Below are 14095 nucleotides of genomic sequence, written 5' to 3'. Positions count from 1 at the left end.
CTGACCTGGGCCTTGTTCGTGTCCTGAGACTGGTGGGCGCGGACGGTTTCGAACCGCCGACATCCGCCTTGTAAGGGCGGCGCTCTACCACTGAGCTACGCGCCCAGGACGAGTCGACAGCCTACATTGCCCGGGGGCATGCCCCGCAAACCCGTATCCGGTCGGGAATGGCCGGTGGGCGGGGGTTAACCCCACCCCCGATCCGCCTGCCGCCCGGATCCCCCGTCGGGGCCCGGATCCGTACGGTCGAAGTGCGTCGGAGGAACGTGCCCGAGGGGCCCGGCGCACTCGCGTTCTTTCTCAGGGGGATGGTTCTTCATGGCACATACAGCGCGCACTCGGACGGTGGCCGCGACCGGCGCCGTCGTGGCTCTCGTCGCGACGCTCGCGGCATGCGGTGCCGGCGCCGGGGACGACCGGCATCCGGAGCACCGGTCCTTCGCCCTGCACGGGCGCACGCTCACCGTGGACTCGGACGACTCCGCGCTCGAACTCGTGGTCGCCGGCTCCGCGCGTACGGACACGGTCGAGGTCACCCGGTGGTTCCAGGGGCACGTCGTCGTCGGCGGCGACCCCCGGGTGACCTGGGCGATGAAGGACGACCGGCTCACCCTGCGGATGAAGTGCTCGGGCATGATCGCGGACTGCAGCGCCAAGCACCGGATCGTGGTGCCGTCCGGCGTCGCCGTCAACGTCGTCGACGGCGACGGCAGCGTGCGGGCGAGCGGCTTCGCGGCGGCGCTGAACATCCGCACGTCGGACGGCAGCGTCCGGGTGACGGACTCCTCCGGCCCGCTGGACCTGCGCAGCGGCGACGGCTCGATCAGCGCGCTCGACGTGGACTCGCGCCGGGTGCGCGCCCGTACCGAGGACGGCTCCGTACGGCTCGGACTCGGCGTCGTACCCGACCTGGTGGAGTCCCGCAGCGGCGACGGTTCCGTCACCATCGAGCTGCCCCACGACGCCTACCGGGTGACCACCGGGAGCGGCGACGGCTCGGTGCGGGTGTCCGTGCCCCGGGACCCGGCCAGTTCACACCGGGTCTCCGCCCACACCGGCGACGGGAGCATCACCGTGCGGACGCGGACCGCGCAGTAGTTCGCGATCGAGCCGACCGTGCGAGCCGACGGGGTGCACTGACGGTGCGAGCCGACGGTGTGCGCCGACGGTTCAACCTCGTACTGATCGAACTCGCGACGGGAACTCGCGATGCGAACTCCCGGTTCGAACTTGCGAACCTTTCGGCCCGTGTGTTCGTCCTCTACCGGTGGGAGAATGACACCGGAACAGGGTGGCTGACAGCACGGGAGAGGGATGTGACGGCGACGACATCTTCAGAGCCGCACACACCGTCGTCGTCGGGCGCGCCCTCGGTACGCCCGCGTCGCGCCCGTCGCGCCCGTCACCCCCGTGGGTACGGTGACGCGCTGGCCCTCATGGCCCTGCCCCTGCTCGCCGCGCTCGTCCTGCCCGCGGCTTTCGCCGGCGGCGGCACCCGTCGGTGGTTCGGCGGGCGTTCCGAGAGCCAGCGGGCCGAGGCGCAGGCCGCGAAGGACGCCGCCGCGGCCGCCTTCTACGAACTGGACACCGCCCAGCGGGATCTGCGGATCTCGATCGAGACGATCACCGCTGTCGACGACTCCCCCGCCGCCCGCCGCGCCGTCTCCGACTTCGAGGCGCTGGGGCGGCGCATCGACGAGGCGAGCGGGAAGTACATCGAGGCCGTCGACGCCCACGACCTCGACCGGGACGAGCTGGAGGCCTCGGTCGCCGCGCACGCCCGTACCGAGCTGACCGCCGCCAAGGACGAGCTGAACCGGGTGAAGGGCGAGCTGGACCGGTACGCGCAGGGGCTCGGTCCGCTGCTCGGCAAGGCCGAGACCCAGCTGGCCCGCCTCGCGCCGGCCGTCGAGCGGGCCCGCCAGGCGCTGCTCGCCGCCTCGAACGCGCTCGACGGCGTACGTGGCTCCGGGCTCACGGCCGACGATCTCGCCGCCCGCCTGGCCGCCCTCGGGCCGGAGCTGACCAAGCTCAACCAGGGAGCCGGCCGGCACGGCGTGCCCGAGACGCTGGAACGGGCCGAGCGGGTCTCCCGGGAGGCCGGGGCGGTGCGCGCGGAGGCCGAGCGGCTGCCGGAGCGGGCCGCCGAGATCGATCACCGGCTGGTGTCGCTGCGCACCCGCGCCCAGGCGCTGACCACCCGTGCCGGGCAGGTGGAGCCGGTACTGAGCGAGCTGCGGCGCCGGTTCACGGCCGCGTGCTGGCAGGACCTGCAGCACGTACCGGACCATGCCGCGGAGAACGTACGGCAGGCCGAGCTGAAGCTGAAGGAGGCGCAGGCCGCGCGGGACGCCCAGCGCTGGCCGGACGCGACCTCGCTGCTGTCCACCGTGCGGGCACTGCTCAACAGCACCGACGAGGCCGTGTCGGCGGCCGGCGACCGGCTGCGGCGGCTGAACGCCGTCGCCAAGGACCCGCAGCAGGAGATCGACCGCACCCGGTTCGCCCTGCGCGACGCCCAGCGGCTGGCCATGGCGGGCCGCAACACGCCGGACCCGCGACACGCCCGTCCCCTCGACGACGCCGTGGCCCGCCTGGACCACGCCGTCTCCTCGCTGGAGGGACGCCATCCCGACTTCTGGCACTTCCTGACCGAGACGGAGGCGGTACGGGGGGCGACGGCGCGGGTCGTCTCCCAGATCCGCGGGGAGCGGGGAGCCGGGGCCTGACCGCTCCGGACCGTCCGCCCCCTGTGTCGGTCTCCGCCTCCGCCTCCCCTTCCACCTCCGCCTCCACCCTCCCCTTCTGTCTCTGCCTCCACCTCCACCCCGCCTGCGCCCCTGCCTCTCCCGGCCGGTCCCTCCGTCCGTCGCGGGCGGTCCTGTGGTGGCGGGCGCGGCCCCGCGGGCGGATGCTGGTGGGTACGCACGGCCTCCGCTAGCTGCAGAGGGAGGCGGATATGGCCACGCACGTACTTCGTCCCGAACCCGGGAAGCGCTTCGTTCTCGACGAGCACCTGCCCGTCGATCACCGGCTGAGCACGTTCTACCGGATCGGCGCGGGCCTGATGGGCCTGTTCCTGCTCGCCTTCGGCATCCTGGGCCTGACCGACAACATCGGCTTCTTCACCACCCACGGGGACACCGTCGTGGGGCTGAACACCAACGGCACGCTCAGTGTGCTGTCCATCTGCGTCGGGCTCATCCTGTTCGCGGGCATGGTGATCGGCGGGAACGTCGCCTCGACCATCAACATGGTCCTCGGTGTGCTGTTCATCCTCAGCGGCTTCCTGAACCTGGCGCTGCTGGACAGCACCTTCAACTTCCTCGCCTTCCACATCCAGAACGTGCTGTTCAGCTTCGTGGTGGGCGTCGTGCTGATGTTCTTCGGGATGTACGGGAGGGTCGGCACGGCCCTGCCGCACGACAACCCGTACTGGAAGGCCCGCCACCCCGAGACGGTGGAACGCGAGGAGCGGGTCCGGACCCTGCGGGAGTCGGCCACGGCGACGGCGCTGCAACGAGGCCGCAGCACCCCACAGGCCCCGGGGACCCCGGGAGCCACGACCTCCAGGAAGAAGGATCCCCCGGCCATGGGCCTCGGGAGCGGAAGCGGAAGCCGCAGCACCATGGACCCCGGGAGAGAGGCCCCCGGCGCCATGGGCACCGAGGGCAGGGACCACCCCGGCACCACGAACCCCGAGGGCGGGGACGACCCCGGCACATCAGATGATCAGGTGCGGTAGGCGTAGTACGCCGAGTTCGGGTACGACGCGATGAGGCTCGACACCGACCGGCGGTAGGTGTCCGTGTCGTGGTAGGTCAGATACGGCACGCCGCTGGAGCTGCGGTAGGACGTGATCATGGTGTGGTCCTTCGACCCGTCCTTGTCGAAGTCCATCTGCATGACGTCACCGACGTCCATCTGGTAGACGTTGGCCAGCGGGATGGTCCGCCGGGCGGTCTGGGTGAACCATGACCACTCGTTCACGCCGACCCAGGAGTCGGACTGCCCCGAGGTGCCGTAGTACCAGGTGCCGTAGTCCTCGTCCGAGGACGTCACCGGCTGCCAGCCACCCGCCTTCAGGGACTGGCTCACGTAGTTGGTGCAGTCGCCGCCGGCCGAATTGAAGCTCCGGTAGGCGGTGTTGTAGTTCTTCCAGTACTTCTCGGCGTACGTGGCCATCGCCGCGTAGTCGTACGGGCCGCCGGTGAGCTTCTTGGCGGCGGCGGGCGCGGGAAACGTGGTCGCCGCCCTGGGGGCGTCGATGACGGCCATCGTGGTCACGCCTGCCGGCGTGCCGGTCACGGGCTCGTTGACCTGTCGGGGACCCCGGTCCGTCGAGCGCAGGCCGGACAGCTTCCAGGTGCCGTCCCCCTGGGCGGCGAAGGTCAGGACGTGGTGCGCGCTGAAGCCCGTCGTGGCGGGTTCGTCGCCGTGGATCCTCCGGTACGTGAGGACCGTGGTCTCGGTGACCCAGGCCGTGGCCCGCTCGCCCGCCACCCGGGTCCTGTCGACGGTGACGCCGGTGTCGGCGGCGGTGTAGGCCTCGCCCAGCGCCGCGAGACGGGACCGGGTGCCGTGCAGGGAGGTCACCGCGGTGTCCTCGGTGCGTGTCAGCGCGGCGGACAGGGAGACTCTCCTCGTCCCCGTGGCGTTCGCGGCCGCGGTCGGCGCCGCGCGGGGGGCCACCGTCCCCGGGACGAGCAGGGCGTCGGTGCGGTCGGTCAGCACGGCGTCCGCGATCCGGCCGAAGGCGTCGGTCGTCGCCCGGTCGACGGGGACGGGCGCGTTCGCCGCGTGGGCGGTGGACAGGGGCAGCAGGACGGCGGAGAGGGCAACCGCCACCAGCACGGTCGAGCGGCTGCGGCTCGACGTCTGCGATCTCACTGAAGATTCTCCTTGGTCCCCCGGTCGGGCGCCGGGGAGGGAATCTTTACATGTCCAGTTCAACTGCGGTGAAACCGGGGGGATTTCATGAAGACAAGGTCAACTCACCTATCAAAAAGGTAAGTTGACCGGCCAAAAGCTACTTCACCACCGACGACCAGTCCGGTGACTGCGCGGGATCCAGGCTGCGCAGCCGCGCCAGCGTCGCCGGCTTCTGCACGTCGAGCCAGTCGGCCAGTTCCCGGAAGGACACACAGCGAACGCCCTTCTTGGTGCAGACGTTCTTGACGACCTGATCGATGGACTTCATGTAGATCCCACCGTTCCAGTCCTCGAAGTGGTTGCCGACGAAGAGCGGCGCCCGGCTGCCGTAGTACACGCGGTCGAAGCCCGCCATGTACGACTTCACGGTCTCCTGCTCCCACTGCGGGTACTTCACCGGGTCACCCGTGGTCTCGCCCTCGGACTGGTTGTAGAGGAAGTTGAAGTCCATGGACAGGCCCTGGTACTTGCCGTTCTCGTAGGGAAGCATCTGGAGCGGGAAGTCCCAGACGCCCTCCTTCTTGACGGGCCATATCTGGAAGTCGCCGGCCGAGCTGGCGTCGTAGCGCCACTTGTACTTCTTGGCGGTGGCCTTCATGGCCTTGAGCAGGTTCTGCTGCCCCTCCAGACACGGCGCGCGACCGCCGCTGACCTCACGCGTGGGGTCGAAGGGCAGGGCCGGCAGGTCGGTGTAGCCGGTGTTGGTCTTCCACTTCTCCACGAAGGAGAAGAACTGGTTGATCTCGCTCTCCCACTCCGCCACACTCCACTGGCCGCCGCCCTTGTCGCCGCAGAAGTGGCCGTTGAAGTGGGTACCTATCTCGTTGCCGTCCTTCCACGCCTCGCCGAGCTGCTCCAGCGTGGTACGGATGTGCTCGTCGGTGGGATAGCTGATCGCGGAGGAGCCCGGCGAGTGCATCGGCGGCTCGTAGAGCGCCTTCTTGTCCTTGGGCAGCAGATAGATGCCGGTCAGGAAGAACGTCATGTGGGCGTTGTACTCCTTGGCCAACTCCCGGTAGTGCGAGAAGAGTTTGTCGTCGCCCTGGAGGGCGCCGTCCCAGGAGAAGACGACGAACTGGGGCGGTTTCTCACCCGGCTTGAGCGGCACGGGCTTCAACTCGCCCTTCTGCGGGCCGCTGTAGGACGTGGAGCCGTCCCCGAGCACCTTGGTCCTCCCGTCCCACACGGGCTCCTTGGGCGCCTTCGGGGCGGCACTGGAGCCGCGTCCGGCGGACGCGGCCGGAGTGGTGCTGTCCGAGCCCCGCAGGGCGAGGAAGGTGGCCGTGGAGGTGGCCACGACGAGGAACGCCGTCATCGCCACGAAACTCTGGCGGGCGGACGTGGCAGCGGAACCGGGAGCGGGCTCGCGGCGGCGGCGCCGGCTGTGCTTCGAGTTCATACGGGGCACATTCTGGGAGGGGGGTGGACGGAGCGAGGGACGGCTTCTCGGCCGTCGTGGTCACCCGAGCGGGCTCATGGCGCCGGCCCAGATGCCGTACGGGACATCGTCGTCGGGGGTGCCCGCGATCCCCTTGAGCGGCAGCGGTTCGAGGCTCTTGGTCAGGTCCAGGCGGTAGAGGACGATCGCCGTCGACACGGAACGGTTCGTGCCCACGTACCAGGCGGCCTTGTCGTCCAGCGTGGTGCCGTCCTTCCCGGCCGCCTGCGGCGCGGACTGGGCCGCGGCGGGGTGCGCGTCCCGGAAGGAGTCCGCGAGCGCTTCGGTGACCTGGCCGGCCACCTCGGGGCGTACCGCGCGACGGGGCCGGGGCATCTTCACGGTGACCGAGGAGCCGTTGCGGGTGACGCGTCGCACGGAGTACGGCTCGGTGTGCGTCCCGCCCGCGGCGAAGGTGGCGTAGGAGTTCGCCATCCGGATCGCGCTCGGCGTGGAGCTGCCCAGCGACAGCGCGGGCACCTGCGGTCCCAGGCTGGAGGCGAGCAGTCCGGTCGCCTCGGCGGTCTGCCGCACCTTGTCCAGTCCGGTGTCCATGCCGAGTTGCATGAACGGCACGTTCACCGACTTGGCCAGCGCCTCGCGCAGGCTGATGCGCCCGTAGGACTTGTTGCCCTCGTTGTGGGCGGCGACCTTCTTGCCGCTGCGGTCCCAGTAGGGGCCCTCGGGCGTGGAGACGGGGACGCCGTCGTCGGCGTCGTAGAGGGACTCGGGCGAGACCGGAGTCGCCGTGCTGTCCCGGGTCTTGTGCACACCGTGCTGCAGCCCGGCGGCGTAGACGAACGGCAGGAAGGCCGAACCGGCCGGGACCGTCGTCGCGTTGGACTCGTTGTAGCCCTGCGTCCGGTGGTCGGGGCCGCCGTAGACGGCGAGTATCCGGCCGTCGGCGGCCACCGAGGCGGCTCCGTAGTGCGCGGTCCTCGCCGTGCCGGCGTCGTCCTTCCGCGCCTTGCCGCGGGCCTTGGCGACGGCGTCGGTGAGCGCGGTCTCCCGCTTGCGGTCGAAGGTCGTGTAGATCTGGTAGCCGCCCAGGTCGAACTCCTTGTCGGATATGTGGGCGGCCTTCTTGGCGTACTGGGTGGCCAGCTCGACCAGGTAGTCGCTCTGCTTGCCGGTGTCGTAGACCCGGCCCTGCTTGAGCGGCTCGGGGAACTTCGTGTACTTGGCGCGCTCGGCGGGCGACAGCTTGCCGATCTTGACCATGCGGTCGAGGATCCAGGACCAGCGTTCCACGGCCCGGTCGTGGTTCTTGTGGCTCAGCGTGGGGTCGTAGAGGCCCGCGCCCTTGAGCAGCGAGGCGAGGAAGGCGCCCTCGCTCGCGTTGAGCCGGCTCACGTCCTTGCCGTAGTAGGCCTGGGCAGCGCGCTGGAGGCCGTAGGTGCCGCGGCCGAACCAGCTGGTGTTGAGGTAGCCCTCCAGGATCTTGTCCTTGCTCATCCTGTTGTCGAGCTTCAGGGAGATCATGGCCTCGGTGAACTTGCGGGTCACCGTCTGGTTCTGGGTCAGATAGACGTTCTTCACGTACTGCTGGGTGATCGTCGAACCGCCCTGGGTGTCCCCCTGGCCGACCGTGCGCACCAGGGCGCGGCTGATGCCCTTGAGGGAGATGCCCGGGTCGGAGTAGAAGCTCTCGTTCTCCGCCGCCAGCACCGCCCAGCGCACCTGCTCGGGTATGTCCTTCAACGGCATCGCCTGCCGCTGCACCCACCCGGTACGGGCCATGGGTGTTCCGTCCGACCAGAAGTAGACGTTGTCCTGCTGGGTGGCATAGGTGTTCAGGTTCTTGGGAATGTCCGTGGCGGCGTACGCGATGGCCAGCAGCGAGGTGCTCAGGCCGACGGCCAGGCCCCACGCCGCCAGCCACTGCCGCCACGAGGGCACCCAGCGCCGCCAGCCGGTCCGGCCCGGCCGGGGGTACTGCGGTTTCAGACGGCGGGCGAGAGGCGCGAGCCGCCCGGCGAGAGCGGAGGACCGCGCGGGCCGGCGACGAGAGCCACGATGGCGTGAATTCGCCCCTCGATCGGCTTGTTGTGTGTCTTCCTCCGTCGCCGGAGACTCCTCGGCGGGAGTGTCGTCCGGAACGTCGGCGCGCGGCGGTAGACGCAGCTGCGTGGTCTCCTCGGCGGGACGGTCCGCGCGCGGCGGTAGACGCAGCTGCGTGGTCTCCTCGGCGGGCGGTATACGCAGCTGGGTCGTCTCCTCGGCGGGACGGTCCGCGCCCGGCGGTAGACGCAGCTGCGTGGTCTCCTCGGCCGGTGACTCGTTCCCCGTACGCCGGCCCGCGGGATCCTTCGGCTCGTCCTCGCGGCGGCCTGCGCGGCCGGCCTCCCCCGGTTCAGCCATGGCGGGCTCCGGCGCGTGGACGGCCCAGAGGATGCGGGACATCCATGTGATGCCATGCCTCGGTCACGACTGCGTCTCCCTCCGCACTTCGGAATTGCGCGCGCGGGCAGATGCAGCGGCCGCACATGCGGCTGCGAGCCCCCCATCCCCGACCTTGCGGCTCGTCGCGGCCCCCTTAAATTATCAGCGACTAATACGATCTCTTCTCTCAGGAACGAGACAGAAATGTTCCGGAGCTCGAGGCGGCCTGCCGCGGGCGACCGCGGACTGTCTGGTTCCGGTCCCCGCCGGCCCCGCCGGAAAGCCGCGTCACGCCACACTGCGATCGTCGCCGCCGGCCCGCTAACCTGGGCACATGCCTCGCTACGAGTACCGCTGCCGGACCTGCGGCGACACCTTTGAACTGAGCCGCCCGATGGCGGATTCCGCGGCCCCCGCGGCCTGCCCCGCCGGACATGACGACACAGTGAAACTTCTCTCCACCGTCGCGGTCGCGACGGGCGGCGCGGCGCCGGCGCCGCGCGCGAGCGGTGGTGGAGGCGGGGGCGGCGGCGGTTGCTGCGGCGGAGGCTGCTGCGGCTGACCCGCCTTTTCTCAGGAACTCTTCACATTTGTCCGGCCTGTCCCGGGAGCATCGCCCCCGGGACCCGCCGACGTTTCCTCAGACCGGGCCAGGGCGCCCGCAGGCGGTCATGAACTCCCGCAGGATCCGTTCGCCCGCCGCGACGCCCCGCTCCGGGAGCGCCGTGACCGCCGGGCCGGTCCAGTCGGCCTCGGCCAGTTCGCCGTGGCCCGGACGCCAGCCCTGGTCGGCGGCCAGCAGCAGGTCGGCGTCGAGAAGGGAGTCACCGGCGGCGAGGGTCAGGGTCGTGCCGGTGCGCCGGGCGACCTCACGCATCGCCGCGCTCTTGGTGAGCGGCTTGGGAACGGCGTAGATCTTGCGGCCCTGGAGCGAGACGGTCCAGCCGCGGTTCTCGGCCCAGACTGCGAGCTCCTTCACCCACTCCTCGGGCAGCAGTTCGCGCTCGACGACGAGATAGACGAACAGGTCCTCGGCGACGCGGTGCTTGCGGACCCAGGCCGGGTCGGCGGTGGCCTCCAGGTGCGCGCGCACCTCGGCCAGCGGAGCGCACTCGGCGGCGAGGCGTGTGGTCACCCGCGCGTGCCACTGCGCGTCGGACACGCCGTCGACGAGCAGGTGCCCGCCGTTGGCGCAGATCGCGTACTTCGGGGCGGGCCCCGGCAGGTTGATGCGCTGGTACTGCTTGCGGGTGCGGGTCGTGGTGGGCACGAAGTCCGCCGTGTCGCCGAGTTCCGAGAGCAGCGCGGCGGCCGTCTCGGTCATGTACGACAGCGGCCTGCTCTCGTGCACCTCGACGCAGAGCAGCCGGGGCGCCCGTGCGTCCGGCATGGTCAGCCCGAGTGCCGCGGCGGAGTAGATGAGGGTACGGTCCAGATCGCTGGCGACGAGCGCCTTCGCCGCGGACATCAGACCGCCACCGCCCGGCCGTCGGCACCGGTCGCGCCGCGCGTGTACTTCGGGTGGATCAACCCCACGCAGGTGTAGGGGAGTTCGGCGACCTCCTCGACAGGCACCCCGCGCTGCCCGGCGAGCAGCCGTACGTGGTCGAGGTCGGTGCCGGCTCCCGCGCGGGCCAGGATCTTCCAGGGGACCCGGCGCAGCAGCACCCGGGTGGTCTCGCCGACGCCCGGCTTGACGAGGTTCACGTCGTGGATCCCGTGCTCCTCGCTGATCCGCTCGACGGCCGCCCAGCCCTCCCAGGTGGGGGTGCGGTCGGCGGTGAGGAGCTCCTTGGCCTGGCGGCAGGCCGCCTCGGCGACGTCGGGGAAGTGGGCCGCGACGGCGTCCAGGAACTCGACGGAGACGTCGGAGCCGGCGAGTTCGCGGTAGAACTTCGCGCCGTGGAAGTCGTGTTCGCCGACCAGGTCGGAGCGCAGGACGGTCCGCGATATCAGCCCGGACACCGTCGAGTTGAGGCAGGCGGACGGGATGAGGAAGTCCTCACGGGTGCCGTACGTCCGTACACAGGAGCCCGGGTCGGCGAGGACCGCTATCTCCGGGTCGAAGCCGGTGACGCCCTCGGCCGCCTCGAACTCCTCGACGGCCTGGGCGAGTTCGCGGGTGATCGCGCCCTTGCCCGTCCAGCCGTCGACGAACACGACGTCGGCGGGGTCGTGGTGGGCGGCCAGCCAGCGCAGCGCGTTGGGGTCGATGCCACGGCCGCGGACGATGGAGACGGCGTAGTGCGGCAGGTCGACGCCGTGGCGGTACTGGGCCCAGCGGCGCATCAGGACGCCGACGGGGGTTCCCGCGCGGGCCAGCGACACCAGGACCGGCAGCGGGGCGGAGGGGTCCTGGCCGGGGCCGAGCGGGGAGCGGGAGCGCTCGGCGAGCACCAGTTCGGTGACGGCACCGACGGCCTGGGCGATGCGGGCGGCCGAGGTGCCGAGGGCCGCGCGGAACAGCTCCTGGTACTGGTCGCTCGGCTGGTACTCGACGGGCAGCGACTCCGCGTAGTGGGCGCCGCCGCTCTGGATCGCCTCCTCGCGCTCCTCCGTCGGCGCCTCCAGCGTCACGTCCGAGAGATCCCGCAGCAGCCAGCCGACCTCGTCCGGTGCGTACGAGGAGAAGGCGGGGCCGCGGAGGGGCTCGGGCAGCATGGAGGGCCTTTCGGTGGACGGCCGTGCGGGGACGTGGGACGGGACCACGGCGAGCAGGACCCTCGGGGTGTGGTCCGCGAGCCGGGCCAGCAGTCCCCCGGGGGCGTGCAGCTCGGGGGTGTCGGCGGCGGAGTCCACGACGGCCACGACGGCGTCGAATCCGGCGCCCGCGACGTTGTAGGCGTAGCGCTCCCCGGGGCCGTCGTCCGGGTGGTCGTGGGCCGGGAAGGCGAGCCGGGTGCGTATCGCGTAGCCGGGGTCGTCGAGGGCGAGGACCGGGGACCTGGTGGTCGTGGAGTAGCGCACCTCGGCGGCCGTGATCTGCTCCAGTTCCCTGGCCAGACGCAGCGGCGCGTACATCAGCTCCTCGAAGCCGAGCACCAGCACGCGGCGGGCGCCGGCGGGCAGCGCCTCGGCGATCCGTGCGGCCATGGCGGGCAGGGCGCCGTCCAGGCGGACGCGGTGTCCGGGCGTGAAGCCGTGCCGGCCGCCGTCGGGAACGCCGCGCGGCCAGCCGAGCCCGACACGGGTGGCGGCCGGGTGCCCGCCGACGGTCGTCCCGCGCTCGCGCGCGACAGGCGCGGACGCGGCAGCGCCCGGGTCGGCGGACTCGTACTCCGCGACCAGGGCCTGGCCCTTCTCCAGTACGCCCGCCGGAAGCTTCACCGTGCCGCTCGCCGCGACGACCAGGTCCACTCGCGCGCCGATCTCCCGGGCGAAGTCCTCCAGCCGCCCCAGATCGGCGGCCGAGCGCATGTCGACCAGCGCCACTATCACGTACCGCTCGCGCGGGTGGCGGGCGTGCAGGTCGCGGATGGTGTTGAGGACCGTGTTGCCGGTCGAGAACTCGTCGTCGACCAGGACCAGCGGACCGTCCCCCGCCAGCAGACCGGGGTCCTGCGGCAGCAGCAGATGGGACGTGGCGTGCGAGTGCGACTCCTCGAAACCGCCCGCCGGGGTGACGCCCGGGACGGGGCGGCGGGTCGAGTGGAGGTAGGGCGCGAGGCCCACCCCGTCGGCGACGCAGTGGCCGAGCCCGGTGGCCGTCTCCGCGTACCCGAGGACGACCGCCGCTCGGGCGTCCTCGGTGCCGAGCAGCTCCCGCACGCGGCGGCCGAGCGCGAACCCGTACTCGTACACCACGGACGGCGACTGCGGGACGTGCTTGCCCAGCACGTTCGAGACCAGCAGATGCGCCCGCCGGGGGTTGCGCCGCAGCGCGAGTCCCAGCAGGTCGCCCAGCTTCTCGTCACCGACGAGTTCGACGCCGAGCCGCTCCGCGACCCAGGTCCCCGTCCACACCACGTTGTCCATCAATTCCTTAGTCTGCGAGGTCGTACGTGTCGGCGCGGCCCGGTCAGGCCGGGAGCCCGGCGGCGAGCAGCTCCACGAAGCCGATGTCCTCGTTGGCGACGCCGAACACCTCGGCGCGCTCCAGAGTGCGCTCGGCCCAGGCGCGGTGGGGCTTCACCTCGTTCATCTTGTTCGTGTACGCCGACCGCAGCACACCTCCGCCGCCGCGCTCGGGCCGCAGGATGTCCTGCGCGTCGCTCCACTCCTCGTGGCTGACGACGGACAGGGCGTGCACGGCCGGGACGTGCGAGGGGTGGATGCAGGTCTTGCCGAGCAGTCCGTTGGCCCGGTCGAGGGCGATCTCGCGCAGCAGTCCGTCCATGTCGTGCTCGATCAGGGCCTGGCGCAGCTCCTCGACCTCGCCCTCCAGGAAGGGACTGCGGCGCAGTTGCGGTTTGAACATGCGTTCCTGGACCCGGAAGTACTCCCAGACCGGTCCGGTCACCGTGAAGCCGGTGCCGTCCGCGCGGCCCAGCGTGTTCACCACGTCGGCGATCACGGAGGCGACGATCTGGACGTCGTAGGCGGTCATGTCGGGCGCTCTGCGCAGTCCGTACGCCGAGCAGAAGTCGGTGACGCCCAGGCGCAGCGCGAGGACGCGCTCGCGGTACTTGTCGACGACCCGGGAGATGCCCGCCAGGGTCTCCCGGCGGCTCTCCAGGTACAGCAGGCAGGGCGATTCGAGGACCGGCATGGCGAAAAGCCGGCGCCCGCTCGCGGCCTCGGCCGCGGTGAGTGCCTCCAGGAACGGGACGCCCCGTTCCTCGGTGAACTTCGGCAGGACGAATCCGGACAGCAGCCGCACGGACTCGCCGAGCCGCTGTACGAGGTCCGGGATCTGCTCCGGCTCGCGGACCCGCACGAACAGCAGCGGGAGCTCGGCGGCGGGCCGTGCGGCGAGGTCGGCGAACTGCCGGACCAGGTTCCGCTCCGCCCCCACGACCTCGGAGTCGTCGATCGAGTCCTCGAGGCACAGCACCATGGAGACCACGCCGCGCGCGGCCTGCTTGAGGATGTCCTCGGCGAGCTGGGGCCGGGTCGCGGGGCTGTAGAGGGTGGCTCCCAGGGCCGCCGCCAGCAGGCGGGGCGGGGAGTCGGCGGTGAAGAGGCAGGGCTCGCGATAGAAGAGCCGCTGCCGCTCTACAGGGGCGATGTGCCCGAAATGACGCATGAGACTCCCCTATGGCGGCTAGTCGGATCTACGTGATGTGGCCGGTAATAGTACGTACAAATGCATGTCAGGGGTTCCCACCGGGCGTGAAGTTCAGGTAACTCGGCCATGTCGGTTGTCCTCACGCTCCGACGGGGAATCCTCACCCCCGCGTTGTC

10 protein-coding genes and 1 tRNA gene are annotated in these 14095 nt (G+C 71.1%); 4 read left to right on the top strand and 7 right to left on the bottom strand.

The genetic code is table 11. From position 1 onward, the window contains the following. Positions 1–30 precede the first annotated feature (30 nt). Positions 31–105, bottom strand: a tRNA-Val gene (locus ABZV34_RS04310). A gap of 213 nt (positions 106–318) precedes the next feature. On the opposite strand from ABZV34_RS04310, the gene ABZV34_RS04305 reads away from it, so the two are divergent. From ABZV34_RS04305 to ABZV34_RS04295, 3 genes are all read left to right on the top strand, one after another. After that, the gene (locus ABZV34_RS04305; RefSeq protein ID WP_356271203.1) at positions 319–1098 is read left to right on the top strand and encodes a DUF4097 family beta strand repeat-containing protein; all 780 of its coding nucleotides are present in this window, start codon (positions 319–321) and stop codon (positions 1096–1098) included. 338 nt (positions 1099–1436) lie between these two features. Further along, positions 1437–2729: a hypothetical protein gene (locus ABZV34_RS04300; protein ID WP_356271202.1), complete on the top strand. Its 1293-nt coding sequence runs from the start codon at positions 1437–1439 to the stop codon at positions 2727–2729. Positions 2730–2959: 230 nt separating this feature from the next. After that, positions 2960–3745: a DUF4383 domain-containing protein gene (locus ABZV34_RS04295; RefSeq protein WP_356271201.1), complete on the top strand. Its 786-nt coding sequence runs from the start codon at positions 2960–2962 to the stop codon at positions 3743–3745. On the opposite strand, the gene ABZV34_RS04290 is transcribed toward ABZV34_RS04295, so the two are convergent. The 3 genes from ABZV34_RS04290 to ABZV34_RS04280 all read right to left on the bottom strand — a co-directional run bounded on the left by ABZV34_RS04290 (position 3733) and on the right by ABZV34_RS04280 (position 8773). Beyond that, a complete protein-coding gene (locus ABZV34_RS04290) occupies positions 3733–4890 on the bottom strand; it encodes an amidase domain-containing protein (RefSeq protein ID WP_356271200.1) in 1158 nt (385 codons plus the stop codon). The two genes, ABZV34_RS04295 and ABZV34_RS04290, sit on opposite strands and share 13 nt — an antisense overlap. Positions 4891–5029: 139 nt before the next feature. Then, positions 5030–6331: a hypothetical protein gene (locus tag ABZV34_RS04285; protein ID WP_356271199.1), complete on the bottom strand. Its 1302-nt coding sequence runs from the start codon at positions 6329–6331 to the stop codon at positions 5030–5032. A 60-nt stretch (positions 6332–6391) separates the two neighbouring features. After that, on the bottom strand, positions 6392–8773 hold the full coding sequence (locus tag ABZV34_RS04280) for a transglycosylase domain-containing protein (RefSeq protein WP_356271198.1): 2382 nt from the start codon (positions 8771–8773) through the stop codon (positions 6392–6394). 313 nt (positions 8774–9086) lie between these two features. On the opposite strand from ABZV34_RS04280, the gene ABZV34_RS04275 reads away from it, so the two are divergent. After that, positions 9087–9314 carry a zinc ribbon domain-containing protein gene (locus tag ABZV34_RS04275; protein WP_356271197.1) on the top strand — a complete coding sequence of 76 codons (228 nt, stop codon included), beginning with the start codon at positions 9087–9089 and terminating at the stop codon, positions 9312–9314. 78 nt (positions 9315–9392) lie between these two features. On the opposite strand, the gene ABZV34_RS04270 is transcribed toward ABZV34_RS04275, so the two are convergent. From ABZV34_RS04270 to ABZV34_RS04260, 3 genes are read right to left on the bottom strand one after another with little or no spacing between them, the layout of a single operon-like run. After that, complete coding sequence (locus ABZV34_RS04270; protein WP_356271196.1) at positions 9393–10220, bottom strand: HAD family hydrolase; 828 nt, start codon at positions 10218–10220, stop codon at positions 9393–9395. Next, on the bottom strand, positions 10220–12727 hold the full coding sequence (locus ABZV34_RS04265) for a phosphoribosyltransferase (RefSeq protein ID WP_356271195.1): 2508 nt from the start codon (positions 12725–12727) through the stop codon (positions 10220–10222). Before ABZV34_RS04265 ends, ABZV34_RS04270 begins: the two co-directional genes overlap by 1 nt. 43 nt (positions 12728–12770) lie before the next feature. Beyond that, positions 12771–13937, bottom strand: coding sequence for an HpcH/HpaI aldolase/citrate lyase family protein (locus ABZV34_RS04260; protein WP_356271194.1), 1167 nt, complete (start codon positions 13935–13937; stop codon positions 12771–12773). Positions 13938–14095 lie beyond the last annotated feature (158 nt).

Origin of the sequence: Streptomyces sp. NPDC005195, from assembly GCF_040608315.1 — a bacterium.
In the GTDB taxonomy this organism is placed as follows: Bacteria; Actinomycetota; Actinomycetes; order Streptomycetales; family Streptomycetaceae; genus Streptomyces; species Streptomyces kaempferi.
This window is presented reverse-complemented; position numbering and strand designations above follow the sequence as displayed.

Excerpts from the sequence above, each read along its gene's own strand:
- ABZV34_RS04305 (WP_356271203.1), top strand. The coding sequence starts at position 319 with ATGGCACATACAGCGCGCACTCGGACGGTGGCCGCGACCGGCGCCGTC.
- ABZV34_RS04300 (WP_356271202.1), top strand. The coding sequence starts at position 1,437 with ATGGCCCTGCCCCTGCTCGCCGCGCTCGTCCTGCCCGCGGCTTTCGCC.
- ABZV34_RS04295 (WP_356271201.1), top strand. The coding sequence starts at position 2,960 with ATGGCCACGCACGTACTTCGTCCCGAACCCGGGAAGCGCTTCGTTCTC.
- ABZV34_RS04285 (WP_356271199.1), bottom strand. The coding sequence starts at position 6,331 with ATGAACTCGAAGCACAGCCGGCGCCGCCGCCGCGAGCCCGCTCCCGGT.
- ABZV34_RS04280 (WP_356271198.1), bottom strand. The coding sequence starts at position 8,773 with ATGTCCCGCATCCTCTGGGCCGTCCACGCGCCGGAGCCCGCCATGGCT.
- ABZV34_RS04275 (WP_356271197.1), top strand. The coding sequence starts at position 9,087 with ATGCCTCGCTACGAGTACCGCTGCCGGACCTGCGGCGACACCTTTGAA.
- ABZV34_RS04270 (WP_356271196.1), bottom strand. The coding sequence starts at position 10,220 with ATGTCCGCGGCGAAGGCGCTCGTCGCCAGCGATCTGGACCGTACCCTC.
- ABZV34_RS04265 (WP_356271195.1), bottom strand. The coding sequence starts at position 12,727 with ATGGACAACGTGGTGTGGACGGGGACCTGGGTCGCGGAGCGGCTCGGC.
- ABZV34_RS04260 (WP_356271194.1), bottom strand. The coding sequence starts at position 13,937 with ATGCGTCATTTCGGGCACATCGCCCCTGTAGAGCGGCAGCGGCTCTTC.